Annotated in this window: 18 protein-coding genes and 4 pseudogenes; 16 read left to right on the top strand and 6 right to left on the bottom strand. The window is 71.1% G+C overall.

Annotation, left to right across the window (positions count from 1 at the left end; translation table 11 throughout):
* Window positions 1–32 precede the first annotated feature (32 nt).
* Window positions 33–533 carry a hypothetical protein gene (locus ACZ5NH_RS22130; protein ID WP_388627922.1) on the top strand — a complete coding sequence of 167 codons (501 nt, stop codon included), beginning with the start codon at window positions 33–35 and terminating at the stop codon, window positions 531–533.
* Here ACZ5NH_RS22130 and ACZ5NH_RS22125 read toward each other — a convergent pair.
* The gene (locus ACZ5NH_RS22125) at window positions 520–1,698 is read right to left on the bottom strand and encodes a serine hydrolase domain-containing protein (protein WP_468777509.1); all 1,179 of its coding nucleotides are present in this window, start codon (window positions 1,696–1,698) and stop codon (window positions 520–522) included. The two genes, ACZ5NH_RS22130 and ACZ5NH_RS22125, sit on opposite strands and share 14 nt — an antisense overlap.
* A 265-nt stretch (window positions 1,699–1,963) precedes the next feature.
* Here ACZ5NH_RS22125 and ACZ5NH_RS22120 point away from each other — a divergent pair.
* A pseudogene (locus ACZ5NH_RS22120) lies at window positions 1,964–2,428 on the top strand (alginate lyase family protein); the annotation flags it as partial.
* Between the two features lie 242 nt (window positions 2,429–2,670).
* Window positions 2,671–2,880, top strand: coding sequence for a hypothetical protein (locus ACZ5NH_RS22115; protein ID WP_468777508.1), 210 nt, complete (start codon window positions 2,671–2,673; stop codon window positions 2,878–2,880).
* A 133-nt stretch (window positions 2,881–3,013) separates the two neighbouring features.
* Here ACZ5NH_RS22115 and ACZ5NH_RS22110 read toward each other — a convergent pair whose 3' ends face one another.
* Window positions 3,014–3,724, bottom strand: a complete 711-nt coding sequence (locus tag ACZ5NH_RS22110; protein WP_468777507.1) for a glycerophosphodiester phosphodiesterase — start codon at window positions 3,722–3,724, stop codon at window positions 3,014–3,016.
* 36 nt (window positions 3,725–3,760) lie between these two features.
* Window positions 3,761–4,883: pseudogene (locus tag ACZ5NH_RS22105) on the bottom strand (adenosine deaminase).
* 286 nt (window positions 4,884–5,169) lie between these two features.
* On the opposite strand from ACZ5NH_RS22105, the gene ACZ5NH_RS22100 reads away from it, so the two are divergent.
* Entirely contained in the window at window positions 5,170–5,913 is a 744-nt protein-coding gene (locus ACZ5NH_RS22100; RefSeq protein WP_468777506.1) for a DUF4190 domain-containing protein, read from the top strand.
* A gap of 105 nt (window positions 5,914–6,018) precedes the next feature.
* Complete coding sequence (locus ACZ5NH_RS22095) at window positions 6,019–6,444, top strand: DUF4190 domain-containing protein (protein ID WP_468777504.1); 426 nt, start codon at window positions 6,019–6,021, stop codon at window positions 6,442–6,444.
* Window positions 6,445–7,230: 786 nt separating this feature from the next.
* On the opposite strand, the gene ACZ5NH_RS22090 is transcribed toward ACZ5NH_RS22095, so the two are convergent.
* Window positions 7,231–7,794 carry an NADAR family protein gene (locus ACZ5NH_RS22090; protein ID WP_468777503.1) on the bottom strand — a complete coding sequence of 188 codons (564 nt, stop codon included), beginning with the start codon at window positions 7,792–7,794 and terminating at the stop codon, window positions 7,231–7,233.
* A 210-nt stretch (window positions 7,795–8,004) separates the two neighbouring features.
* Here ACZ5NH_RS22090 and ACZ5NH_RS22085 point away from each other — a divergent pair, with 210 nt between their 5' ends.
* From ACZ5NH_RS22085 to ACZ5NH_RS22045, 9 genes and pseudogenes are all read left to right on the top strand, one after another.
* Window positions 8,005–9,540 carry a gamma-aminobutyraldehyde dehydrogenase gene (locus ACZ5NH_RS22085; RefSeq protein ID WP_468777501.1) on the top strand — a complete coding sequence of 512 codons (1,536 nt, stop codon included), beginning with the start codon at window positions 8,005–8,007 and terminating at the stop codon, window positions 9,538–9,540.
* Window positions 9,541–9,636: 96 nt separating this feature from the next.
* The gene (locus tag ACZ5NH_RS22080) at window positions 9,637–10,884 is read left to right on the top strand and encodes an ABC transporter substrate-binding protein (RefSeq protein WP_468777499.1); all 1,248 of its coding nucleotides are present in this window, start codon (window positions 9,637–9,639) and stop codon (window positions 10,882–10,884) included.
* Between the two features lie 8 nt (window positions 10,885–10,892).
* Window positions 10,893–12,041 (top strand): ABC transporter ATP-binding protein, encoded by a 1,149-nt coding sequence (locus ACZ5NH_RS22075; RefSeq protein WP_468777498.1) that lies wholly within the window; start codon window positions 10,893–10,895, stop codon window positions 12,039–12,041.
* Window positions 12,041–12,976, top strand: coding sequence for an ABC transporter permease (locus ACZ5NH_RS22070; protein WP_451555935.1), 936 nt, complete (start codon window positions 12,041–12,043; stop codon window positions 12,974–12,976). Before ACZ5NH_RS22075 ends, ACZ5NH_RS22070 begins: the two co-directional genes overlap by 1 nt.
* Window positions 12,977–13,777 carry an ABC transporter permease gene (locus ACZ5NH_RS22065; protein WP_388627893.1) on the top strand — a complete coding sequence of 267 codons (801 nt, stop codon included), beginning with the start codon at window positions 12,977–12,979 and terminating at the stop codon, window positions 13,775–13,777.
* Window positions 13,778–13,799: 22 nt separating this feature from the next.
* Window positions 13,800–15,230, top strand: coding sequence for an NAD(P)/FAD-dependent oxidoreductase (locus ACZ5NH_RS22060; RefSeq protein ID WP_468777496.1), 1,431 nt, complete (start codon window positions 13,800–13,802; stop codon window positions 15,228–15,230).
* Between the two features lie 148 nt (window positions 15,231–15,378).
* Window positions 15,379–15,696: a hypothetical protein gene (locus ACZ5NH_RS22055; RefSeq protein ID WP_388627888.1), complete on the top strand. Its 318-nt coding sequence runs from the start codon at window positions 15,379–15,381 to the stop codon at window positions 15,694–15,696.
* 524 nt (window positions 15,697–16,220) lie between these two features.
* A pseudogene (locus ACZ5NH_RS22050) lies at window positions 16,221–16,666 on the top strand (hypothetical protein); the annotation flags it as partial.
* Between the two features lie 96 nt (window positions 16,667–16,762).
* On the top strand, window positions 16,763–18,610 hold the full coding sequence (locus ACZ5NH_RS22045; RefSeq protein WP_468777759.1) for a chitinase: 1,848 nt from the start codon (window positions 16,763–16,765) through the stop codon (window positions 18,608–18,610).
* A gap of 49 nt (window positions 18,611–18,659) precedes the next feature.
* On the opposite strand, the pseudogene ACZ5NH_RS22040 reads toward ACZ5NH_RS22045, so the two are convergent.
* Window positions 18,660–18,926: pseudogene (locus ACZ5NH_RS22040) on the bottom strand (phosphatase PAP2 family protein); the annotation flags it as partial.
* An 826-nt stretch (window positions 18,927–19,752) separates the two neighbouring features.
* Entirely contained in the window at window positions 19,753–21,087 is a 1,335-nt protein-coding gene (gabT, locus tag ACZ5NH_RS22035; RefSeq protein WP_388627882.1) for a 4-aminobutyrate--2-oxoglutarate transaminase, read from the bottom strand.
* Window positions 21,088–21,388: 301 nt separating this feature from the next.
* Here gabT and ACZ5NH_RS22030 point away from each other — a divergent pair, with 301 nt between their 5' ends.
* Both ACZ5NH_RS22030 and ACZ5NH_RS22025 read left to right on the top strand, forming a co-directional pair.
* Window positions 21,389–23,815 (top strand): ATP/GTP-binding protein, encoded by a 2,427-nt coding sequence (locus tag ACZ5NH_RS22030; RefSeq protein ID WP_468777494.1) that lies wholly within the window; start codon window positions 21,389–21,391, stop codon window positions 23,813–23,815.
* Between the two features lie 110 nt (window positions 23,816–23,925).
* Window positions 23,926–25,542 carry a PucR family transcriptional regulator gene (locus tag ACZ5NH_RS22025; protein ID WP_468777492.1) on the top strand — a complete coding sequence of 539 codons (1,617 nt, stop codon included), beginning with the start codon at window positions 23,926–23,928 and terminating at the stop codon, window positions 25,540–25,542.
* Window positions 25,543–25,667 lie beyond the last annotated feature (125 nt).

Raw genomic sequence — 25,667 nt, 5'->3', positions numbered from 1 at the left:
AACGCGTTCAAATCTGGGCGTACGCTCCTCCCATGAGCGACAGAGCCGCCCTGCTCAAGGGCATTCGCGTCTGGCTGGTCTCCTTCGTGGTGTGCCTCGTCCTCAGCGGGGCCACCGCCTTCCCCCTGGTGCACGAACTGCGCTGGACCGAGAGCGCGTTGCGCGCCCTGTCCGTGCCGGACCGACTGCCCGGGCTGATGGCCTGGATCTCCCGGGTGCGGGACGGGCTCGACACCGCCGACGCCGACTACCCGTTCCTGCTCTACGGCACCGACTGGCTGGCCTTCGCCCACCTGGTCATCGCCGTCGCCTTCTACGGGCCGTACCGCGACCCGGTCCGCAACATCTGGGTCGTCGAGTTCGCGATGATCGCCTGCGCCGGGATCGTCCCGCTCGCCCTGGTGTGCGGACCGATCCGGGGCATCCCCTTCTGGTGGTCGCTGATCGACATGTCCTTCGGGGTGTTCGGGGCCGTTCCGCTGTACGTCGTACGGCGGAAGATCAAGCGGCTGGAGGCGCTCACGGCTGCTTGAGGGCCGCCAGCACGATCCGCTGGGCCACCGGGTTCGTCTCCTCTCCCTTGGCGTCGGTCGAGTTCACTGAGTACACGAGGGTGCGGCTCAGGTCCCGGGTCGCGGCGATCGCGGTGCTGTAGCCGTAGCGGGCACCGGACTTGACCCAGTACACCCTGCCCTCGTACACGAACCGCTGCAGCCCGGCGGCGTAGCTCGCCTCGCCCTCCTTGACCTTCGGTACCGTGAACATCTCCCGCAGTTGCGGCTCGGGCACGATCCGGCCTCGGAACAGTGCCGTGACCAGCCGTTCCAGGTCCCCGGTCGTGGAGATCATGTCGCCGGCGGCCCAGCGGTCGGACTGGTTCCACTCCGTGACGTCCACGAACTCCACGGTCCCGTCGGCGCGGGTCACCTTCTGGTAGCCGTGGTTGTGCGGGCCGTGGATGCACGGGTCGGTCCCCGGGAAGTACGTGCGATGCATGCCGGCAGGGCGCAGGACCAGCCGGGTGGCCTCTTCGGCGTACGAGTGCCCGGTCACCTTCTCGATCAGCATGCCGAGGACCGTGTAGTTGATGTTCAGGTAGTCCTGGCGGTCGCCCGGGTCGAACTCCGGGCCCTTCGCCACCGCCGAGGCCACCACCTGGGCAGGGGTGAGGGTGTCGAAGCGGTGCGCGTACTGGTCCTGGAAGTCGTCGCCCCAGCCGTCGCCCGCCTGGATGCCGCTGGTGTGGTTGAGCAACTGCCGTACGGAGACGGGCTTGAAGGCCGGGGTGAGCAGTCCGGGGAGGTAGTGCTGGACCGGGGTGTCCAGGTCGACCCGGCCTTCGGCCGCCAGGCGCAGCACGGTTGCCGCCGTCACCACCTTGGTGGTCGAACCGGCCCGGAAGACGGCGTCCGGGTCCGCCGCCCGGCCGCTCGCCAGGTCGTGCACGCCCGCACTGCCTCGCCAGCCGCCGTCGCTGCCGCCGACCCGGACCAGCGCCGCGGTGGCGTCCGCATCGGGCAGCCCGGCGAGCGCGGCGCGCAGCGCGTCGGCGTCCGTGCCCGCCGACGCGGCCCTCCCGGCCACCGGAGCGGGCGCGGCGGAGGCGGGTACGGCGAACGCGGGTGCGGCCAGCGGGCCGGCGCCCAGGGCGAGGACGAGACCGGCGGCCAGGAGGGTCGAGCGGCTGGCGTGGCGCATGCGGGGCTCCTTGAGGACTTCGAGTTGCGGCGGTGAAGAGACGTGATCATCCTCTGGCGCCGCGCCCTCGCCCGGATCGTCGCCGAGGAGGGTGCCCGACCCTTGTGTCACCCTTGGCAAATCCCCTCGGCGGTAGGTGGGTTGTACGGGATCGCCCCTACGGGAGAGGCGGGCGGATCGCCGTCGGGCAAAAAACTGTTATCGCCGCCCTCTCCGTCCCGTCTCCGCGTACGCCACTGTTTCCTCACGCACGGAGCCACCCCACATGCCCACCCCCACCCACAAGCGCGCCAACAAGCACCGCCTCAGCCGCCGGGGCCTGTTCACTCTCGGCGGCGGGCTCGCGGCGGCCGGAGCCCTCGGCGGTGGGATCGCCGCGTTCTCCGGCGCCGGGGCCGACGCGGCCCAGACCGCGCCGGCGAAGCAGGGGGCGTTCGCCCGCCCCGGCATGCTGCACAACGCCGGCGACCTGCACCGCGCCAAGGTCCGCGTCGCCGCGGGCCGGGGCCCCTGGCCGGCCGGCCGGCAGCGGCTCACCGCCAATCCGCACGCGCAGAGCACCTGGCAGGCCCGCCCGCAGGCCACCGGCTACCGCGGAACGGGTTCCGGGCAGGACTACCGCATCCTCTACAACGACATCCACGCCGCCCACCAGAACGCCCTGCGTTGGCGGATCGGCGGCACCAGGGCCAACGGCGACACCGCGGTCGCCGTCCTCAACGCCTGGTCGGACTGGCAGATCTCGCCGCAGTACCGGTCCGGGAGCCTGGTCATGCCGGCCTGGACCGGCCTGAGGGGCAAGCTCTTCCACGTGGCCTCGAGCGGCGGCCGCCGCATGGACGACCCCCTCGGCACCGACCCCGCCGTCACCGGCATGGGCAACCCGTCCGCCGGCTACGACGTGCTGCCCCCGGCACCCAGCAGATGTGGCAGAACGAGTACTTCCACCTCGACGGGACCGTCACCCTCACCGTGAACGAACGCGGCGCCGACTACGGCCTGAGCGTGTTCCCGACGACCTGGGCCGCGGTCGAGAAGGACCTCACGACCGGTCCCGCCCAGGGCGCCATCCGCTACGGCCTGGTCCGCGACACCGGCAAGGACTCCGCGCCCGTCCCGCAGTACCTCACCCGAGCCACCCCGGCCGACGCGTCGACGGTGCCTCAGCGCTCACGGGTGTAGTGCTCCTGCGCGGCCATCCCGACGCTGGGCGGCGAGTCGGGGTGCGGGCGCGCTGAGGGAGGGGCCGGTCGAGGTGTGCTGAGCGAGAGCCAAGCCAGCACGGCATCCTCCAAACCATGGGGATCGCCGGTTGCTAACGGCTGCCCGTGCCGCCGATGCCGCCGCCGTTGCGCAGGGCGTGCAGGACGTCGACCCGGTTCGTGGTGATCGAGTCGACGCCCAGGTCCAGCAGGCGGCTCATCGAACGGCGGGTGTCCGGGGTCCAGACGGACAGCAGATAGCCGTCGTGGTGGACCCGCGCCGCCAGCTCCCGGCTCACCAGGGCGAAGCGGTAGTTGAGCCAGCGCGGGCGGACCACGTCCAGCAGCGCGGGCCGGGGCGGGGCGAGGCTCGTCCAGGTCAGCGCGATCTCGGCGGCCGGGTCGGCGGCGCGGACGGCGAGCATCGCCTCCGCGCCCGCGCAGTAGTAGACGCGGTCCTGGGCCCCGCCCTGCCGGACCACGTCCATGACCCGGTCCACCATCCGCCGCTCGACCCGCCCGCACAGGTCCACCATCACCCGGCAGTCGCCGGTCGCGGCCAGCGTCTCCGCCAGCGTCGGCACACCGCCCGCCGTGAGCCCGCGCACCTCCTCCGCGGACAGCGCGCCGAGCGGCCGGCCGAGTTCCCACAGCCGCTCCAGCGTCTCGTCGTGCAGCAGCACGGGGACGCCGTCGCGGGTGAGCCGTACGTCGATCTCGACCGCGTCCGCGCCCCGGTCGAGCGCAGAACGCAGCGAGTCGATGGTGTTCTCACGGACACGGTAGGGGTCGCCGCGATGGGCCACGGCGGTCACGGTCTGCATGACCCCCATTGTGGGGGCGCCCCCTTGTGGGCCGTGTCAGGAGACGAGCCAGGTACTGGTGTACGTGTCGATCTCCGCCGCGATCCGGGCCTTGCCGGCGGCGTCCAGGAACGACGCCTCCACGGCGTTCTTCGCGAGGTCGGCGAGGCCCCGCTCGTCCAGGTCGAGCAGCCGGGCGGCCACCGCGTACTCGTTGTTGAGGTCGGTGCCGAACATCGGCGGGTCGTCGGAGTTGATCGTCACCAGCACCCCGGCCCGGGTGAATTCCTTGATCGGGTGCTCGTCCAGGGTGCGAACCGCGCGGGTGGCGATGTTCGAGGTCGGGCAGACCTCCAGCGGGATGCGCCGCTCGGCGAGATGGGCGAGCAGCTTCGGGTCCTGCGCGGAGCTGGTGCCGTGCCCGATGCGTTCGGCGCGCAGTTCGTTGAGCGCGTCCCACACGGTGTCCGGGCCCGTCGTCTCGCCGGCGTGCGGGACCGAGTGCAGACCGGCGGCTATGGCCCGGTCGAAGTACGGCTTGAACTGCGGCCGGGGCACGCCGATCTCGGGCCCGCCGAGCCCGAACGACACCAGTCCCTCCGGCCGGATCCGGTCGTCGGTGGCCAGCCGTGCCGTCTCCTCGGCGGACTCCAGCCCCGCCTCGCCGGGAATGTCGAAGCACCAGCGCAGTACGGTCCCGAACTCGGCCTCGGCCGACTTGCGGGCGTCCTCGATCGCCGCCATGAAGCCCAGCTCGTCGATGCCGCGCCGGGTGGAGGAGAAGGGGGTGACGGTCAGCTCGGCGTAGCGCACCTGCTGCCTCGCCAGGTCGCGGGCGACCTCATAGGTCAGCAGCCGGATGTCCTCGGGGGTGCGGATGAGATCGACGACCGACAGATATACGTCGATGAAGTGCGCGAAGTCGGTGAAGGTGAAGTAGTCGGCGAGGGCCTCGGGGTCCGTCGGCACCTTGGAGTCGGGGTGCCGGGCGGCCAGTTCCGAGACGATGCGCGGGGAGGCGGAGCCGACGTGGTGCACGTGCAGTTCGGCCTTGGGCAGTCCGGCGATGAAGGTCCGCAGATCGCGGTCGGCCGTGCCGACGGCGGGTACGGAACTGTCGGTCATGGGGTCCTCCCCGAGCAGGGCGCCGGCGGCCCGGTGCGGGTGCGGCGCGGGTGATCGGCTGATCGTGGTACGGACGACATCGTAGGTGTGCGGCGAGTGCGGACCGCCCAGCGGAGGGCCGGTGCCAGCGCCGGGTGTGGTCCGAGGGGTGGGGGCGTGGGGTGATCGGGGCGGGGGCGCCCGGTCGGCGGGTCGGTCACGTGGCGGAGGTGCTGTCTGTGGATGTCTGTGGATGTGCCTGCCGGGGTCCGGCGTCGGGGCTCTGGTGACCTTGGTGGGGCCGGGCCGCGGGGGCGCGGCGGCGAGGCCTTAGCATGGCGGCACGAACGATCGAGGGGGACATGCCAGTGAGCGACGGAGCGCAGCCGAGTGGCGTCCCGGGGGGCGACCACAACCCGTGGGCGCCGCCCGAGCACCGCACTTCGCTGGAGAAGCAGCAGCCGGAGCCGCAGGATCGGCCTCCCGTGCAGCCGCCGTCCGTGCACGACCAGGCGACCATGACCTCCCTGCAGAGCGACGCCTTCGCCCCGCCCGCGGCTGCCCCCGGCTTCACCGCGCCCGCGGCTCCTCCCGGTTTCCCACCGCCGGCCGCCTCCGGATTCGGTGTGCCTGGTACGGCCCCGCTGGGCGGCGAGGCGGTACCGCCCCCGCCGATCGCGCCCTCGGGACCCGGCATACCCGTACCGCCCGCTTCCGGCGGCTACGGCTACCCCGGCTACCCCGCGGGCTACGGCTGGCCCGGCATGCCGATGGCCCCGCAGAACGGCATGGGCACCGCGGCGATGGTGCTCGGCATCCTCTCCCTGTGCCTGTTCTGCATGTACGGCGTCGTCTCGGTGGTACTGGGCATCCTCGCGGTGGTCTTCGGTATCAAGGGCCGCCGGCGGGCCGATCGCGGCGAGGCCACCAATCACGGTCAGGCCCAGGCGGGTCTGATCATGGGCATCATCGGCATCGTGCTCGGCATCGTCGTGATCGTCCTGCTCGCGATCGGCATCACCGCCGCCATCCATGACACGCACTCCGGCCCCTACGACGACAACTCCGCCCGCGGCGTCTCGGTGACGGTGGCCGCCGACCGGTGAGTCCGCCGGGCCGTGGGCTTGCGGCACCCGTCGGCCGGAACCCGCCCCCTCCTCCCGTGTGCGCCATTAGGATGCCTTGATCGTCAACGGAGGGGAAACCGCTTCATGTCCAACATCAACCCAGAAGCCGGTGGTTTCGGACAGCCGGCTCCGCAGCAGCCGCCGGGGCCCGGCTACGGCTACCCCCAGTCGGGGCCGCCGTCCTACCCGGCCGCGCCGCCTGCGGCGTATCCGCAGGCCCCCGGCTATGGGATGCCGATGCAGCCGAGCAACGGCATGGGCACCGCGGGACTGGTGCTGGGCATCATCGGCGTGGTCTGCAGCCTCACCATCGCCATGGAGATCCTCGGGATGATCCTGGGCATCCTGGCCATCATCTTCGGTGCCATCGGCCGGGGTAAGGCCAATCGGGGTGAGGCCACCAACAGGGGCGCGGCGACCGCCGGTCTCGTCTGCGGCATCATCGCCACCGTGCTGCTGCCGCTGCTGGTCTTCCTGTTCTTCGCCAGCATGTTCAGCGCCGGCACGTGACACCGCCCGGCCCTGGCGCCGCGACGGACAGGGGCCGACCACGGGGGGCCGCCCGTCAGGGCAGGCCCCCTCAGCCCCCGGCCCGGCACAGGGCCCCGGCCCGCAGCAGGACCCCGGCCAGTCGCAGCGCTCAGGCCCGACGCACGGCCCCGGCCCGACGCAGGGCCCTGGCCTCCTCAGCCCCCGGCCCATCACAGGGCTCCGGCCCGCAGCGGGCCCCGGGCCGACGCAGGGCTCCGGCCCGCAGCTGGGGCCTGGCCCGTCGCAGGGCCCTGGCCCCTCGGACCCCGGCCCGCAGCTGGCCCCTGGCCCGTCGCAGCGCTCAGGCCCGACGTACGGCCCCGCTCACTCCAGGGCTCCGGCTCCCCTCAGAGCCCGGCCTGACGCAGGGCTCCGGCCCGACGTAGGGCCCCGGCCCACTCCAGGGCTCCGGCCCCACGCAGGGCTCCGGCCTGCGCAGGGCCCCAACCCGCTGCAGCTCCCTGGCCCCTCGGACCCCGGCCCGCAGCTGGCCCCTGGCCCCTCGGACCCCGGCCCGCAGCTGGCCCCTGGCCCGTCGCAGCGCTCAGGCCCGACGTACGGCCCCGCCCACTCCAGCGCTCAGGTCCAACGCACGGCCCCGGCCAGTCGCAGGGCCCTGACCCCCTCAGACCAGGCCCACCACAAGGCTCCGGCCCGCAGCGGGCCCCGGCTAGCTGCAGCGCTCAAGCCCGCAGCAGGACCCCAGCCCCCCGCAGCGCCCTGGCCTCCTTCATGCCCCAGTCCGCTGCAGCGCCCCGGCCCCCGTCACACCCCGGTCCCCGACAACCGCTCGCGTGCCTCCATCAGCGCGAAGCCCAGCAGGTTCGGCCCCCGCCAGCGCTCCGGGTCCGAGGCCGCCTCGTCGTCCGCCGCGAGGCCGATGCCCCATATACGGTCCACCGGGCTCGCCTCCACCAGCACCCGGTCGCCCGTGCCCAGCAGGAACCCGCGCAGATCGTCGTCCGACGCGAACTTGTGCACGCTGCCCTCGACCACGATCCGGAAGCGCTCCCGCTCCCACACCGCGTCGTCGAAACCCCGGACCAGCCGCCCCGCCTTCTTCGCCTCGGCGGGATGTCCCGCGGCGAGCACCCGGCGCTCCGCCTCCGCGTCCCCGAACAGCCGCGCCTTGCCGGCCATCATCCAGTGCTCGGCCGTCGCGTACTCGACCCCGTCCACCACGAACGGTGAGGACCACCACTGGCTCAGACAGCTCGCCCCGAGCCTGCCGTCCGGCCTCGGCCGGTGCCCCCAGAAGTGGAGGTACTTGATCCGAGACCCCGCCCGGACCTCTCTGATCAGGGATTCCACCCCGTCGATCTTTCCCATGCACGCGAGTCTGGCACGCACCACTGACACTCCGTCCGCCCTTTTCCGTCCTGACTCGACACCTGGTCGACAGATTCCGTCGCGTAACCAAAAGGCAACAACGGAATCACTTGTTGGAGTCCTATTGCTCTGTCAGGATCGGCACTCAAATCGAGCTGGAGCTACGCCACCCACCCCCCGGGACGGGGCGAAACGGCGGAGGAGAGCGACATGCACAACCCGGGCACCGCCACCCCGGAACGATTCCCCGCCGAGGAGCGATTCGCCGAGGGCGCGCAGTTCATCGCGGGCCGGCCGACGAAGGGCACCTCGGGCCGCACCCACACCGTGGTCGACCCCGCCACCGGCGCGGAGGTGTACACCTACGAGCTGGCCGGCACCGACGACGTCGACGCGGCCGTCGCCGCCGCGCGCGAGGCCTTCCCCGGCTGGGCCTCGGCCACGCCAGGCGAGCGCTCCGACGCCCTGCACAGGTTCGCCGCCGTGCTCGCCGACCGCGCGGAGGATTTCGCCCGCGCCGAGTCCCTGCAGTGCGGCAAGCCGCTGAAGCTCACCCGTGAGTTCGACGTGCCGGGGACCATCGACAACACCGCCTTCTTCGCGGGCGCCGCCCGGCACCTGCAGGGGCAGTCCGCCGGTGAGTACTCCGGGGACCACACGTCGTACGTCCGGCGCGAGCCGATCGGTGTCGTCGGGTCGATCGCGCCCTGGAACTACCCCCTCCAGATGGCCGCCTGGAAGATCCTCCCGGCGATCGCCGCCGGCAACACCATCGTGCTGAAGCCCGCCGAGCTGACCCCGCTCACCTCGCTGCTGTTCGCCCAGGCCGCCACGGACGCCGGCCTCCCCGACGGTGTCGTCAACATCGTGACCGGGACCGGGAGGGAGGCGGGGGAGCACCTGGTCGGCCACCCGCATGTCGCCATGACCTCCTTCACCGGGTCCACCGCCGTCGGCAGGCGTGTCGCCGAGGTGGCCACCGCCACCGTCAAGCGCATCCACCTGGAGTTGGGCGGCAAGGCTCCCTTCGTCGTCTTCGACGACGCCGATCTGGAGGCCGCCGTCCACGGTGCCGTCGCCGGTGCGCTCATCAACACCGGGCAGGACTGCACTGCCGCCACGCGCGCGTACGTGCAGCGGCCGCTGTACGAGGCCTTCGTGGAGCAGACCGCCGCCCTGATGGAGAGCGTGCGGCTCGGCGATCCCTTCGCACCCGGCACCGACCTCGGGCCGCTCATCTCGCACGTCCAGCGGGACCGGGTCGCCGGCTTCGTGGACCGGGCGCGCGCCTACGCGCGCGTGGTGACCGGCGGCGAGGCCCCGAAGGGCGACCTGGAGCAGGGCGCCTACTACCGGCCGACCCTGATCGCGGACGCCGCCCAGGACAGCGAGATCGTCCAGTCCGAGATCTTCGGCCCGGTCCTGGTCGTCCTGCCCTTCGACAGCGACGACGAGGGCATCCGGCTGGCCAACGACACCCCGTACGGCCTCGCGGCCTCCGCGTGGAGCACCAACGTGTACCGCGCGGGCCGGGCCACCCGGGAGATCAAGGCGGGCTGTGTGTGGATCAACGACCACATCCCGATCATCAGCGAGATGCCGCACGGGGGATACAAGGCATCCGGCTTCGGCAAGGACATGTCGGCGTACTCCTTCGAGGAGTACACGCAGGTCAAGCACGTAATGTTCGACAACACCGCGGTGGCCAGGAAGGACTGGCACCGCACGATCTTCGGGGACCGGTAGCAACCGGACATCAGCAGGAGCCGGCCGCCGCCGGGTGTGACGTTCCGGCCCTCGACCAGGCCGACCACCCATTCCTCCCGAAAGGGCACCATGCGCATGGAGCAGTACGAGCCCGACCGCTTCACACCGGTCGAACTGGCCGCCATACGGCGCAGCTTCCGCAATGGCCGGGCCGCGATGACCCGCCGGTCGCTGTTGCGCGCCTCCGCGGGCGGCGCGCTCACGGTCGGCGGACTCGGGGCGCTGAGCGCCTGCGGCATCCCCGCGGCGACGAAGACCCAAGGAGGCGTGTCCGCCGACGACCACTCGGCCACGGAGAAGGTCGTCAACTTCTCCAACTGGCCCGAGTACATCGACGTGGACGACAAGACGAAGCGGCACCCCACGCTCGACGCCTTCGCCAAGCGGACCGGCATCCAGGTCAAGTACACCGAGGACATCAACGACAACGACGAGTTCTTCGGCAAGATCCAGCCGGAGCTCGCGGCCGGCCAGGACACCGGCCGTGACCTCGTCGTGCTCACCGACTGGCTGGCCGCCCGCATGATCCGCCTCGGGTACGTCCAGAAACTGGACCCGGCCAACCTGCCGCACGCCTTCGCCAACCTGTCGGACCAGTTCCGCGCCCCCGACTGGGACCCGGGCCGGGCGTACTCCTACCCCTGGCAGGGCATCTCGACCGTCATCGCCTACAACAAGAAGGCGCTTGACGGCATCGAGGTGAAGTCGGTCTCCGACCTGCTCGACAATCCCAAGCTCAAGGGCCGCGTCGGCTTCCTGACCGAGATGCGCGACAGCATCGGCATGACCATGCTCGACATGGGCAAGGACCCGGCGAAGTTCACCGACGACGACTACGACGCGGTGATCGCCCGCCTGCAGAAGGCCGTCGACAAGGGCCAGATCCGCCGTTTCACCGGCAACGACTACACCTCGGACCTCACCAAGGGCGACTTCGCCGCGTGTGTGGCCTGGGGCGGCGACATCGTCCAGCTCCAGGCGGACAACCCGGACGTCGGCTACGTCATCCCCGAGAGCGGCTACATGACGTCGACCGACAACATGCTGATCCCCAACAAGGCGCGCCACAAGACGAACGCCGAGCGGCTCATCGACTTCTTCTACGAGCCCGAGCCGGCCGCCGAGCTCGCCGCGTACGTCAACTACGTGAGCCCCGTCGGGGGAGTGCAGCCCTATCTTGCGAAGATCGACAAATCGGCGGCGAGCAACCCGCTGATCCTTCCCGACAAGGCCATGCAGGCGAGGTCCCATGCCTTCCGCGCGCTGACGCAGAAGGAAGAGACGGCCTACCAGCAGAAGTTCTCGAAGCTCACAGGGGCGTGACGACGACGATGACGACACCAGACAACAGCGGCGACGTCCGCCTCTCCGGTATCTCCAAGACCTACGGCGCCTTCACCGCCGTACACCCGCTGGACCTGACCGTGCCGCAGGGCTCCTTCTTCGCCCTGCTGGGCGCCTCCGGTTGCGGCAAGACCACCACCCTGCGCATGATCGCCGGCCTGGAGGAACCTTCCTCCGGCACCGTGCACCTCGGCGACCAGGAAGTGACCCATCTGCCGTCGTACAAACGGCCGGTGAACACGGTCTTCCAGTCCTACGCCCTCTTCCCGCACCTCGACATCTTCGAGAACGTCGCCTTCGGCCTGCGCCGGCGCGGCATCAAGAGCGTGAAGAAGCAGGTCGAGGAGATGCTGGAGCTGGTCCAGCTCGGCGAGCAGGCGCGCAAGAAACCGCACCAGCTCTCGGGCGGCCAGCAGCAGCGTGTCGCCGTCGCCCGCGCCCTCATCAACCACCCCAAGGTGCTCCTCCTCGACGAGCCGCTCGGCGCCCTCGACCTCAAGCTGCGCCGCCAGATGCAGCTGGAGCTCAAGCGCATCCAGACCGAGGTCGGCATCACCTTCGTCCATGTCACGCACGACCAGGAGGAGGCCATGACCATGGCCGACACGGTCGCCGTGATGAACGCGGGCCGAGTCGAGCAACTCGGCTCCCCGACCGACCTGTACGAGAACCCGAACACCACCTTCGTCGCCAACTTCCTCGGCACCTCCAACCTCATCGAGGCCGAGGTCGACACGAAGAACGGCGACGACATCGTGCTCAAGGCGGGCGACGGCAAGCTGGTGCTGCCCATGGCGCGGTGTTCGGCCCCGGCGACGGCCGGCGGCAAGGTGCTGGTCGGCATCCGCCCGGAGAAGATCTCCCTCACGCACGCCGACGACGCGGGGGACATCCCCGAGGGCCGCAACCGGCTGACCGGCAAGATAGCCGACGCGAGCTTCATCGGCGTCTCCACCCAGTACGTGATCGACAGCCCGGTCTGCGACGAACTCTCGGTGTACGTCCAGAACGTCGAGCGCGACGGCCGGCTCGTGCCCGGCGCCGACGTCGTCCTGCACTGGAGCCCGGCACACACCTTCGGCCTGGACGCCACCCAGGACATCGACGCGGGCACCGAGGAAGAGGCGGCCGCCTGATGACGACGCTCACCGAAGCCGAGGCGCCACCGCCCCTCGCGCCCACCGCACCGGAGCAGAAGCCCCCGCGCAAGCGCGGCCGGTTCACCCCGTACTGGCTGCTGCTGCCCGGCATCCTCTGGCTGATCGTCTTCTTCGCGCTGCCGATGATCTACCAGGCCTCCACCTCCGTGCAGCAGGGCTCCCTGGAGCAGGGCTACAAGGTCACCTGGCACTTCGCCACCTACTGGGACGCGTTCAGCGAGTACTGGCCGCAGTTCCTGCGGTCCGTCTTCTACGCGGCCGGCGCCACGGTCCTGTGCCTGCTGCTCGGCTACCCGCTGGCCTATCTGATCGCGTTCCGCGCGGGCCGCTGGCGGAACCTGATCATGGTCCTGGTGATCGCGCCGTTCTTCACCAGCTTCCTGATCCGCACCCTGGCCTGGAAGACGATCCTCGCCGACAACGGCCCGGTGGTGCACACCCTGAACTCGCTGCACCTGCTGGACCTCACCGGCTGGCTCGGCTGGACGGCCGGCGACCGCGTCCTCGCCACACCGCTCGCGGTGGTGTGCGGACTGACGTACAACTTCCTGCCGTTCATGATCCTGCCGCTGTACACCTCGCTGGAGCGGATCGACGGACGGCTGCACGAGGCGGCCGGCGACCTGTACGCCAAGCCCTGGACCACCTTCCGCAAGGTCACCTTCCCGCTGTCGATGCCGGGCGTGGTCTCCGGCACGCTGCTGACCTTCATCCCGGCGGCCGGCGACTACGTCAACTCCGAACTGCTCGGCTCCACCGACACCCGCATGATCGGCAACGTCATCCAGACGCAGTTCCTGCGGATCCTGGACTACCCGACCGCCGCGGCGCTGTCCTTCATCCTCATGGCCGCCATCCTGGCCATGGTCACGATCTACATCCGCCGGTCCGGGACGGAGGACCTGGTCTAAATGCCCTTCGTCAACTGGCTCAAGCGCCATCTCGTCGTCATCGCGGGAACCCTGACACTCGCGTACCTGCTGCTGCCCAACGTCATCGTGACGGTGTTCTCCTTCAACAAGCCGAAGGGGCGCTTCAACTACCAGTGGCAGCAGTTCTCCCTGGACGCCTGGAAGCAGCCGTGCGGCGTCGCCGACATGTGCGGCTCGCTGTCCATCAGCCTCCAGATCGCCGTGTGGGCGACGGTCGGCGCCACCCTGCTCGGCACGATGATCGCCTTCGCGCTGGTCCGGTACCGCTTCCGGGCCCGCGGCGCCGTCAACTCGCTGATCTTCCTGCCGATGGCGATGCCCGAGGTCGTCATGGCCGCCTCGCTGCTCACCCTGTTCCTCAACATGGGTGCTCAGTTGGGATTCTGGACGATCCTCATCGCCCACATCATGTTCTGCCTCAGCTTCGTCGTCACCGCGGTCAAGGCGCGTGTGATGTCGATGGACCCGCGCCTGGAGGAGGCCGCCCGGGACCTGTACGCCGGCCCCGTGCAGACCTTCCTGCGGGTCACCCTGCCCATCGCGGCACCGGGCATCGCCGCGGGTGCGCTGCTGTCGTTCGCGCTGTCCTTCGACGACTTCATCATCACGAACTTCAACGCCGGCTCGACCGTCACCTTCCCGATGTTCGTGTGGGGTTCGGCGCAGCGCGGCACGCCCGTCCAGATCAATGTCATCGGTACGGCCATGTTCCTCGTCGCCGTCCTCATCACGCTGTTCTCGATGCTCGTCGGCAACAGCCGTAACAAGCAAAAGGCATAGGCCTCTGTAGGGAGTTGAAATCATGGCCCCAAGCGCCATGAGTCGTGGCAAAGACAACTGGATCGCCTCTCTCTCCGAAGCCCAGCCGGTCCCGTACTGGCTGGAAGACCCCGGCAAGCCACCCGCGGAGCCCGCCCTCACCGGCACCGACACCTGCGACCTGCTGGTCGTCGGCGGCGGCTACAGCGGGCTGTGGACCGCGCTGAACGCCAAGGAGCGCGACCCGCAGCGCGACGTGGTCCTGCTGGAAGGCCGCGAGGTGGGCTGGGCCGCCTCCGGCCGCAACGGCGGTTTCTGTGCCGCCTCCCTCACCCACGGCCTGCCCAACGGCCTCACCCGCTGGCCCTACGAGATCCAGAAACTGGAGGAGCTGGGCCGGCGCAACCTCGACGAGATCGAGGCCGCGCTCGCCCGGCACGGCATCGACTGCGACTTCGAGCGCACCGGCGAGATCGACGTCGCCACCGAGACCTACCAGGCCTGGGAACTGAAGGACTGGCACCGGGAGCTGGCGGAGAAGGGGCTCGCGGACGGCATCGAGTTCCTGGACGCCGACGCCGTGCGCGAGCAGGTGAACTCGCCCACCTTCGAGGCCGGCCTGTGGGACCGCCGGGGCGTGGCGATGCTGCACCCGGCGAAGCTGGCCTGGGGCCTGAAGAAGGCGTGCCTGAAGCTCGGGGTGCGGGTGTACGAGCACACGCCCGCACTGACCCTGAAGCCGTACGGCGCCGGCATGGCCGTACGCACGCCGTACGGCGCGGTCCGCGCCCGCAGGGTCGCGCTCGGCACCAACATTTTCCCCAGTCTGCTGCGCCGCGTGCGCTCCTACACCGTCCCGGTCTACGACTACGCGCTGATGACCGAGCCGCTGAGCGACGCGCAACTGGAGTCGATCGGCTGGAAGAACCGGCAGGGACTCGGCGACTCGGCCAACCAGTTCCACTACTTCCGCCTCTCCGCCGACAACCGCATCCTGTGGGGCGGCTACGACGCGATCCACCATTACGGCGGCCGGGTGCGCGCCGAGTACGACGACCGGCCGGAGACGTACGCCAAGCTCGCCGGCCACTTCTTCACCTGCTTCCCGCAGCTGGAGGGCGTCCGCTTCACCCACGCCTGGGGCGGCGCGATCGACACCTGCTCGCGCTTCTCGGCTTTCTTCGGCACGGCGCACCAGGGGAAGGTCGCGTACGCGGCCGGGTACACCGGCCTGGGCGTCGGCGCGACCCGCTTCGGCGCGGACGTGATGCTCGACCTGCTGGACGGGGAGCGCACCGAGCGGACCGAGCTGGAGATGGTCCGCAAGAAGCCGCTGCCGTTCCCGCCCGAGCCGTTCGCCTGGACCGGGATCGCCCTCACCAAGTGGTCCCTGGCCCGCGCGGACGCGCACGGTGGCCGCCGCAATCTGTGGCTGCGGACGATGGACCGGCTGGGGCTGGGCTTCGACAGCTGAGGCAGGCCTGGCTTCTACCCGGTCCTCATGGCTGCGTCAAGCCCCGAGATTACGGAGCATGACCCGGCTCCCGCGATCCGGCGTACTGGAAGCACGGGCCTCACCGGGAGGCACCGACTTCGACACACCGGATCAGCAGGAGAAGATCATGAGTCTCATCACTCGCGTCACCCGCAAGCACGACGACAGCCGGTCCAGGCGCCGCCTGGCCGGCCTGGCGACGGCGGTGGCCTCCGCCGCCGTCGTCGCCGGAGGCGTCATGCTGCCGGCGGCGGCCGCCACGGCGGCGCCGATGCACCCGGCGTCCGCGGTCTCCATGACTCCCCGGCACGACCATCACGACGGGGACTACTGGGACGACCACGACGGGGACCACTGGGAGCACCACGACCACTGGCACTACTACTGGGACCACGATCACCACTGCTACTACTGGGTGTACGACTGGGGCCCGAACTACGACTAGGCCGTTGCAGTGACACCGCGGCCCTGCGCAACGACCGCGGCCGCTTCGTCGACGGCGTCTCCTGGGGCCACGACCGTGGCCACCGCGGCTGACACCACCACTGACATGCCGGCCGACGGTAGGTGATCCCGGACCGCAAGCCGGCGCTCAGAGCATGCAGGGTGCCTTCTCCGGACGTGGAGGAGGCACCCTGCATCGTGCTCGGGCCACTTGAACCAGCAGCGGACGCCCTGGTGGGGGAGCAGGTGCCCTGCGAGTGTCGTGAGTGCGCCAGGCAAGATCGCGGTGGCTCGAAGCAGCTGGGTGTCGTAAATCAGCCATCCCTGATCGTCATTGGCCTCACTCCGCGCGTGACGGGTACCTGACCAGACCCGTCTCTCTCGCGCCCATCACTCTGCGACCGGGGGAACGCCGTCGCTCACGGGGAGGGGGTGCATCGCCATGCCGTCGTACCGGCCGTCTCCAGGCGTCACACCGTCGGGGGCTGTGCGCCGCTGAGCTCCGAGAGAGAGGGAGGCCTTCTCATGACTGGGGCGAAGACGGTTGTCGAATGGCTGGCATCCGTCCCACCGGACCCCGCTGCCTGCCGCTGGGAATGGGAGCGCAGTCCCCTCGGGGTCGTGCTGCGACCCGCCGGCCGGGCCTGGGACTTGCAGATGCTGCCGGGCGGCCTCGGTCATTCGACCCTGGACGTGCTCACCCGTGTGCTCGACCGGCCCGGCCCGGTACTCGTCGACTTCGGCGACGACCGGGTCGGGTTCTTCGTGCCGCCCGGCACCGCGGCCCGCTGGATCGGCACCGGCGTCCGCACCGCCGGATCCGGCACCTGGATCGTCGTGCCGTATTCCGGCCGGGCGACCCGTGGCGTGCGCCGACTGGTGCCGCCGGATGCTCGGGCACGCTGACCGACCCCGCGCTGCGGGAGCCGGCGATGCACGAGGCGGCGGCATGGCTGGCCGGGGGAGGGGACGGGGACGGATGGCGTCCGGAAACCTTGACAACGGGATTGGTCTGGACCAAGTTGAGTGCGCTCCACCCTCCAACGCCCCCCGAACCGGAGGTCCTTGTGGAACGCGCCCCCCTTGCCCTACGCGGCCCGCGCCCCCCGCGCGCACGACGTCCCAGATCCGTCCTCGCCCTGCTCACGGCCGCCCTGCTGACCGTGCCCGGCATCACCGCGCTCTCGTCGGCCGCCCGCGCGGCCGACGCGGACATCGCCCGGAACGGCGGATTCGAGTCCGGTCTCGACGGCTGGACCTGCACGGCGGGTACGACGGTCGACTCGCCCGTGCACAGCGGCAGTTCCGCGCTGCGGGCGACCCCGGCCGGCAGTGACGACGCCCAGTGCACGCAGACGGTGACCGTCCAGCCCAACGCGCAGTACACGCTGTCCGGTTACGTCCGTGGCTCGTATGTCTACCTCGGCGCGAACGGCACCGGCACCACCGACGTCTCCACCTGGACCCAGTCCGCCCCCGACTGGCAGAAGCTGACCACCACCTTCACCACCGGCGCGACCACCACGCGGGTCACCGTCTACACGCACGGCTGGTACGGGACGGGCACGTACTACGCCGACGACATCTCCCTCGTCGGGCCAGGCGGCAGCGGCGCCGGACAGCCGCCCAATGCGCCCACCGGCCTGAAGACCACCGCGGTCACCTCGTCCTCCGTGACCCTGTCCTGGTCGGCGGTCAGCGGCGCCACGAGCTACACCGTCTACCGCGACGGGACCAAGTCCCAGACGGCGAGCGGCACTTCGGCCACCGTGACCGGGCTGTCCGGTTCGACCGCGTACGGCTTCCAGGTCACCGCGAGCAACGACGCCGGTGAGTCCGCGAAGTCCGCCGTCGTCACCGCCACCACCAGCGCGGGCACCGGCACCGGCGGCTCCGCCGACCTGCCCACCCACGCCCTCGTCGGCTACCTGCACGCGAGCTTCGCCAACGGCTCCGGCTACACCCGCCTGGCCGACGTACCCGACAGCTGGAACGTCGTCGACCTGGCCTTCGGTGAACCCACCTCGCCCACCTCGGGAGACATCCGCTTCCACCGCTGCCCGGTCACCGAGTGCCCGAACGTGGAGAGCGACGCCGACTTCAAGGCCGCGATCAAGGCCAAGCAGGCGGCCGGCAAGAAGGTGCTGATCTCGATCGGCGGCCAGAACGGCCAGGTCCAGCTCACGACCACCGCCGCCCGGGACACCTTCGTCTCCTCGGTCTCGAACATCATCGACACCTACGGCCTCGACGGCCTCGACATCGACTTCGAGGGCCACTCCTTGTCCCTGGACACGAGCGACACCGACTTCAAGAACCCGACGACCCCCGCGATCGTCAACCTCATCTCCGCCCTGAAGACCCTGAGGGCGAAGTACGGGTCGAAGTTCGTGCTCTCGATGGCACCGGAGACGTTCTTCGTGCAGATGGGCTACCAGTACTACGGCACCGGCAAGTGGGGCGGTCAGGACCCGCGCTGCGGGGCGTACCTCCCGGTCATCTACGCGCTGCGCGACGACCTCACGCTGCTGCACGTCCAGGACTACAACTCCGGGCCGATCATGGGCCTGGACAACCAGTACCACTCCATGGGCGGCGCCGACTTCCACATCGCCATGACCGACATGCTGCTCACCGGCTTCCCGGTCGCGGGCGACTCGAACAACGTCTTCCCGCCGCTGCGCCCCGACCAGGTGGCGATCGGCATGCCGGCGTCCACGAACGCGGGCAACGGCTATGTGGCCCCCTCCGAGGTCACCAGGACTCTGGACTGCCTGACGAAGAGGACGAACTGCGGCTCCTATCCGACTCATGGGACCTGGCCCGCGCTGCGCGGTCTGATGACGTGGTCGGTGAACTGGGACCGCTACTCGAACTGGGAGTTCCAGAACACCTTCGACGCGTACTTCGGCTGACGACCAGGCTCAGGGTGGTCAGCAGCACGGTGGACAGGCACCAGCTGGCCACCACGTCCAGCGGCCAGTGATAGCCGTGGCGGACCAGGCCGTACGACACCCCGAGGACCAGCAGCGTGCAGCCGGCCACCAGGAGCCGGCGGGTGACGGCCGACCGGAGCCAGGGGAGCAGCAGCAGGGTCGCGGAGCCGTAGGCGACCGCCGCCGTGGCCGTGTGCCCGGAGGGGAAATAGCCGACGGTCGGGGGCACCACGGGGGTCCCCGGCCGCGCGGTCCAGTCCTTGAGCGGTACGACGATCGCCGGGACCAGCGCCATCGCGACGGCTGCCGCGGCGGGCGGCAGCCACCACCGCGCCGTACCGGCCGTGCGGCCCCGGCCGGCGACGTGGCCGAGCGTGGTGACGAGGACCAGGCCCGCGACCTGGATGTCCCCCAGATGGGAGAGCAGCCCGGAGAACCGGTCCGGGTGGACGAGGGCCCGGCTGAGCCGGGCGTCCGGGTGCAGCAGCGGGCCGTGGCTGACGACCTGCCAGGTGATCAGGACGAGGAGGACGGCCGGGACACCGAGGAGCAGGCAGCGGCGGGTTGAGGACGACACGGTGCCCAGCTTCGCAGGTCCGCTTCCGTTTCCTGAGCGTGTCACATGGTCCTGCAGGATGAAATTCTGCAGTTTCGTGCCGGTTCCATTCCGGAGTCACGAGCCCATGCGAAGGGGCCCCGACCACTCGGCAGGAGCGGTCGGGGCCCTTCGATGTTCACGGACCGGTGTTCACGGAAGAAGGAAGGAGGTCGGCCGCCCCGGAACAGGGGGGGCGTTCCGAGGCGGCCGTCCGGATCGGAACGTCGCGCGCCCCGGGGGGTTTGGGGCGGCGACCGTCCGATCGGTGAGGAGATCCCGGAGCCGTCAGGCGCCGGTTGTGTGCGCGAGGGCACGACCAGGTCGAAGCTGGGGAGGCCCCGGCCTGAGATCGCCCACAGTCCCCTGTGGGCGGGGTGTATCTCTCATCTGGTTAGAACCTACGGCAGCCCGGGCCGCTTGGGCAGACGGAATCGGCTCCCGCCATCCACCTCGCACACCTTCTTCACACGGCCTGCCGCAGGTACCGCTCAGAGGGGCGGACCAGTCGCTCGGAGGCGCGGCCTCAGATGCGGGCGAAGGCCTGCTCGATGATGTCGAGACCCTCGTTCAGGAGGTCCTCGCCGATCACCAGCGGGGGCAGGAAGCGCAGCACGTTGCCGTAGGTGCCGCAGGTCAGGACCAGCAGACCCTCGGCGTGGCAGGCCTTGGCGAGGGCGGCGGTGGCCTCCGGGTTCGGCTCCTTGGTGGTGCGGTCCTTGACCAGCTCGATGGCGATCATCGCGCCGCGCCCACGCACGTCACCGATGACGTCGAACTTCTCGGCCATGGCGGTGAGGCGACCCTTCATGATCTCCTCGATGCGCTTGGCCTTGCCGTTGAGGTCGAGCTCCTTCATGGTCTCGATGGCGCCGAGCGCACCCGCGCAGGCGACGGGGTTACCGCCGTACGTACCACCGAGGCCACCGGCGTGCGCGGCGTCCATGATCTCGGCGCGCCCGGTCACGGCGGCGAGCGGAAGCCCACCGGCGATGCCCTTGGCGGTCGTGATCAGGTCGGGAACGATCCCCTCGTCCTCGCACGCGAACCACTGTCCGGTCCGGCAGAAGCCGCTCTGGATCTCGTCGGCGACGAAGACGATCCCGTTGTCGGCGGCGAACTGCCGGATCGCCGGGAGGAAGCCCTTGGCCGGCTCGATGAAGCCGCCCTCACCGAGCACCGGCTCGATGATGATCGCGGCCACGTTGTCCGGGCCGACCTGCTTGGTGATCTGGTCGATGGCCTGCGCGGCGGCCTCGGGACCGGCGTTCTCCGGCCCGGTCGGCCAGCGGTACGCGTACGCCACCGGCACCCGGTACACCTCGGGCGCGAACGGCCCGAACCCGTGCTTGTACGGCATGTTCTTGGCGGTGAGCGCCATGGTCAGGTTGGTCCGGCCGTGGTACCCGTGGTCGAACACGACCACCGCCTGCCGCTTGGTGTAGGCACGCGCGATCTTGACGGCGTTCTCGACGGCCTCGGCGCCGGAGTTGAACAGCGCGGACTTCTTGGCGTGGTCACCGGGCGTCAGCTCGGCGAGCGCCTCCGCGACCTCCACGTACCCCTCGTACGGGGTGACCATGAAACAGGTGTGGGTGAAGTCGGCGAGCTGGGCGCTCGCGCGCCGGACGACGGCCTCGGCGGAGGCACCGACGGAGGTCACGGCGATACCGGACCCGAAGTCGATGAGCCGGTTGCCGTCGACGTCCTCGATGATCCCGCCGCCCGCGCGCTGGGTGAAGACCGGCAGCACGGAGCCCACGCCCTGCGCGACCGCGGCGGTACGGCGGGCCTGCAGCTCCTGCGACTTCGGGCCGGGGATGGCGGTGACGACGCGGCGCTCCTGCGGAAGTGCGGTCATGGGGGCTCCTGATGATCTTGCGTACCGAGCGGTCTGATCTGGTGTCCCGGACAGTCCCGGGCGGTGAGTTTTCGGCCGCTTACCTACTCTTTCTTCGCAGGCTAGGGCCGGGGGCGGGGGGTGGGCATGCTCCATGTGGGCGTTGTCGGTCACCCCGGTTGTCCGTGATGGACATAGCCGCGTGGCCGGGGCACGCCCGGTCGGCGGGTGCTCTCGGCCGCGTAAGCGGTGAACTCCCCTTGCCGGGGCGTTAGATTGCTCGCTGATGGTGGACGGAACGGCTGGTCAGGGGGCAAGGGCGATGGACAGCGACGGCACGCGCGACGCACGCGGCACGCATGCGAATCCTGTACCCCGCCCAGCGGCACCACGCGAGGACAGCGCCACACCACCCATGCCACCGATGCCACCCGGTGTGCCGCCGACGGCCGCCCAGCCGGGGTACGCCCCCGATCCACGGCATCCCCGCTCGCCCCTCGCCGAATGGCTCGACGAGCCGCGCCCGTCCGTCGAGCCCGGTATCTGGCGCTTCGGCTACCGCCGGCCCGCGACCGCACGCCAGGGACAGCGCCTGGCCCCGGTCACCATCGTCGGCTTCGTCGTCCCCCTGGCCGCGGGACTGCTTCTGTGGTCACTGTGGCGGCACGGCGGCCTCCCTTACCAGTGGACCATCCTCAAGCTGCTCACTCCCGGCGACTGGTGGTGGCCCGGCACCACATCACCGAAGGGCTACCAGGGTCACGAGGTCAAGACGGTCGCCGACGGTGTCTTCTTTGCGATCCTCGTCTACGCCATGGCGCGCCTGGGCAGCTGGTCCGACGTCATCCGGCACTTCGTCACCCGGCGCGAACAACCCGCTCGCGCCCTCGTCGCGGCTCTCGGCGCGCTGATCGCGCTGGCCTTCGTCTTCCCGAGCTGGTTCGGTCTCGGCTGGGACGCCCTGCCCGTCCAGGATCCGCTGTTCTCCCTGATCGTCCTGCTCAACGGCGGCGACTACGGCGTGTTCGCGTCGAAGCTGCTCACGGACGGGCTGTACACGCTCATCAGCCTGCTGGTGCTGTGGCCGTTCGCCCGGATCGGCGGCTGGTGGCCCCTCGCGAAGGAGGCGCTCGGCGCGCGGGCGCGGGCCAGGACGGCCGCGGCCGCGGAACCGGCCGTGGACCGGCGGCCGTCGCAGTGGCCCGAACTGCGTGAGGCCGGTCAGCACGGGGCCGCGGACGTGCTGGCCGCCGAGGTCGAGGCCGGCCGGATGAACGACGTGGACTGCGCCAGGGTCGGCCACATGTGGGCCGTGGCGCGTGCCCGGGCCCGACTGTCCTCCTTCACCGACACCGTCCTGCGCGAGGGCGCCGCCGCCTGGACCCACCCCTCCGGGGACCGCGACCTGCCTGGCCGGGCCGCGCGGCATGATCTGCTCGCCGGGCAGGTGCGCATCGGGCAGTGGGTGGCGGGAGAACGCACCCCGCTCGCCTACGGCGGCGCCGGCGCGGCACTCGCGCCGGACACCCTGGGCACCTCGCTGCTCGCCGTCGGACCCTCGGGCTCCGGCAAGACACGCCACCTGATCCGGCCCGTCGTGGAGACGCTCGGCCTGCAGGCACTGGCCGGACAGTGCGCCGTCGTGGCTGTGTGCGCGGCCGGCACCCCGCTGGGACCCGACTCGGCCTACGACGTGGTCGTACGCCTCGGCGACCCGGGGTCCGTGCACGACCTCGACCCGTACGCGGACTCCGACGACCCCGACGAGGCGGCCGCCTTCCTGGCGGAGGGGCTGGCGGGCGACCTGGACACCGTGAGCGGTCAGCGCTCGGTCACCGCGCTCGCCCAGCTCCTCGGCCCATACCGGGCGGCCTACGGACGCTTTCCGACCCTGCCCGTGTTGCGGGAGCTCCTCGAAGGCGATTCCTCGGCCCTGGCCGCGCTGCGTGACGCGCTCGCCGGGGACCAGCACGCCGTGATGCGCCGCGAACTCGAGGCGCGTGCCCGCCAGTCGGGCAGCGCCGGCGATCCCGGGCCGGTCCTGGCCGACCGGCTCGCCGTACTGGACCGGCCGGCGTTCGCCGAGTTCTTCGGCGGGGACGGCGCAAGCGCCCGGCCGTTCTCGTTGCGCGCCGTCGCCCATCATCCGTTGCGCGTCCGTATCGACCTGCCCGACCGCGGACACGAGGAGGCGTCCCGGATCGTCACCCGGCTGCTCCTCGCTCAGTTCGGCGCGGTGGCCTCGGCAGGTGAACGGACCCACTTCACCTGCCTCGTCCTGGACGATGCCACCGGCGCGGTGACCGCCGAGTCCGTCCGCCGTATCCAGCGCCTGCGCTCCCGCAACGCGGGCGTGGTGCTCGCCCTGCGCACGGTCGGCGATGTACCTGAGGCGCTGCACGGGCCGCTGTACGCGGCCGTCGGCTGCCATATGGCGTTCTCCGGGGTGACCACATGGGACGGCGGCAGGTTCGCGGACGCCTGGGGCACTCAGTGGGTGGAGACCCGGGACGTGGCCCGGCACACCGTCTTCGCGGACCAGCCGATGACACGCGCCATCCATGCCCTGCGCAAGCTGGTGACCGGCAAGGCGGTGACGACCGAGGCCGTCACCGTCCGGCAGGTGGAACGTGAGCGTTGGTCGGCGTCCGAGTTGGCTCATGGGGTGCCCGCGGGGCATGCGGTGGTGTCGTTGACGAGTGTGCGGGGGGAGCACGCGCCGCCGTTGTTGGTGGATCTGAGGGGGTGAACGGCGGCGGGGGATCGTTACGGTGAGGCAGAATCGGTGTAGGTCGTTCATACGGATCGGCCAAATGATCCCATCCGGATGGACCGCGGATCCCGTCACCTGAAGGCCCCATGCCCCCCACCCTCGCCTCGCTCGTCCACCACTCCGCGCTGAAGCTGACCGTGCGCGCGGGCGAGGACCGTCTCGACGTGCCCGTGCGCTGGGCCCACGTCAGCGAGCTGGCCGACCCCGTGCCGTACATGGAGGGCGGTGAGCTGCTGCTGATCACCGCGCTCAAGCTGGACGCCGAGGACCCGGAGGCCATGCAGCGGTATGTGAAGCGGCTGGCCGGGGCCGGTGTCGTGGGGCTCGGGTTCGCCGTCGGGGTCAATTACGAGGACATCCCGGCGGCCCTCGTCGACGCCTGCCGGCAGGAGGGGCTGCCGCTGCTGGAGGTCCCCCGCCGCACCCCCTTCCTCGCCATCAGCAAGGCCGTGTCCGCCGCCATCGCCGCCGATCAGTACCGGGCCGTCACGGCAGGGTTCGCCGCCCAGCGTGAGCTGACCAAGCAGGCCCTCAACGCCGGCCCCGAGGGGCTGCTCGGCGCGCTCGCCGGGCAGGTCGACGGATGGGCCGCCCTGTACGACGCCTCCGGCTCCGTCGTCGCCGCCGCGCCCGAGTGGGCCGGGCGGCGCGCCGCCCGGCTGACGGCGGATGTCGAGCGGCTGCGGGAGCGGCCCGCGCCGGCGTCGTCCGTCGTCGGCGGACCCGAGCACGAGGACCGGGTCGAGCTGCACTCCCTGGGCACCGGACGGCGGCCGCGCGCCGCACTCGCCGTGGGCACCGCCGCGGCCCTCGGCACCGCCGAACGCTACGCCGTGCACTCCGCCATCGCCCTGCTCACCCTCACCACCGAACGCTCCCGGTCCCTGCACGCGGCCGAGCAACGCATCGGCACGGCGGTGCTGCGCATGCTCCTCGCCGGAGAGCCCGACCACGCCCGGGCCGTCGCCGGGGACCTGTACGGCGGCCTGCTCGACGCGCCGTTCCGGGTGATCGTCGCCGAGTCGGTGCCGGGATCCGCCGCTCGGGCGCACGCCTCCGCACCCACCGCCGGCCCGGGCGGCGATCCGCTGGGCGGGCTGACGGAGAGCGTGGAGTCGGCCGCCGCGCGCTCCGGCGAGGCCGTGCTGGTCGTGCCCGAGGGGGAGCGGCTGGTGGTGCTCGTCACCGACGGAGGCGCGGCGGTGGCCGCCTGCACGAGTCACACGGCGGCGCTGGAGGCCGCGCGGGCGGTGCCCGAGCAGGCCGGGGGTGACGAGGAGGAGCTGGTGGTCGGACTGTCCGCGCCGGCCGGGCCGATCGCCGCCGCGGCCGCCTACAAGCAGGCCGAGCAGGCGCTGTCGGTGGCGCGGCGGCGGGGGCGGGTGCTGGTGGAGCACGAGCAGTTGGCCGCGGGGTCCGTGCTCCCGTTGCTGGCCGACGACGCGGTGAAGGCGTTCGCCGACGGGTTGCTGCGGGCGCTGCACGAGCACGACGCGACGGGGCGGGGGGATCTGGTCGCCTCGCTGCGGGCGTGGCTGTCGCGGCACGGGCAGTGGGACGCCGCCGCCGCGGACCTGGGGGTGCACCGGCACACGCTCCGCTACCGGATGCGGCGGGTCGAGGAGATCCTCGGGCGTTCCCTGGACGATCCCGACGTCCGCATGGAGCTGTGGCTCGCGCTGAAGGCGACCAGCCCCGAGTAGTCGAAACAGATAGTCGAAACAGATCTGCGGCGAGTAGTCCAAACAGTAGTGCGCGGCCCGGCTACTGCTACGACTCGGACAAGCGACCCCCGGCCGGGCCCGCCCTACCGTGGACCACGAAAGCC

Source organism: Streptomyces sp. NPDC031426, assembly GCF_055581585.1.
Note: the sequence above shows the minus strand (reverse complement) of the source record. Positions and strands in the feature narration are given on the sequence as shown.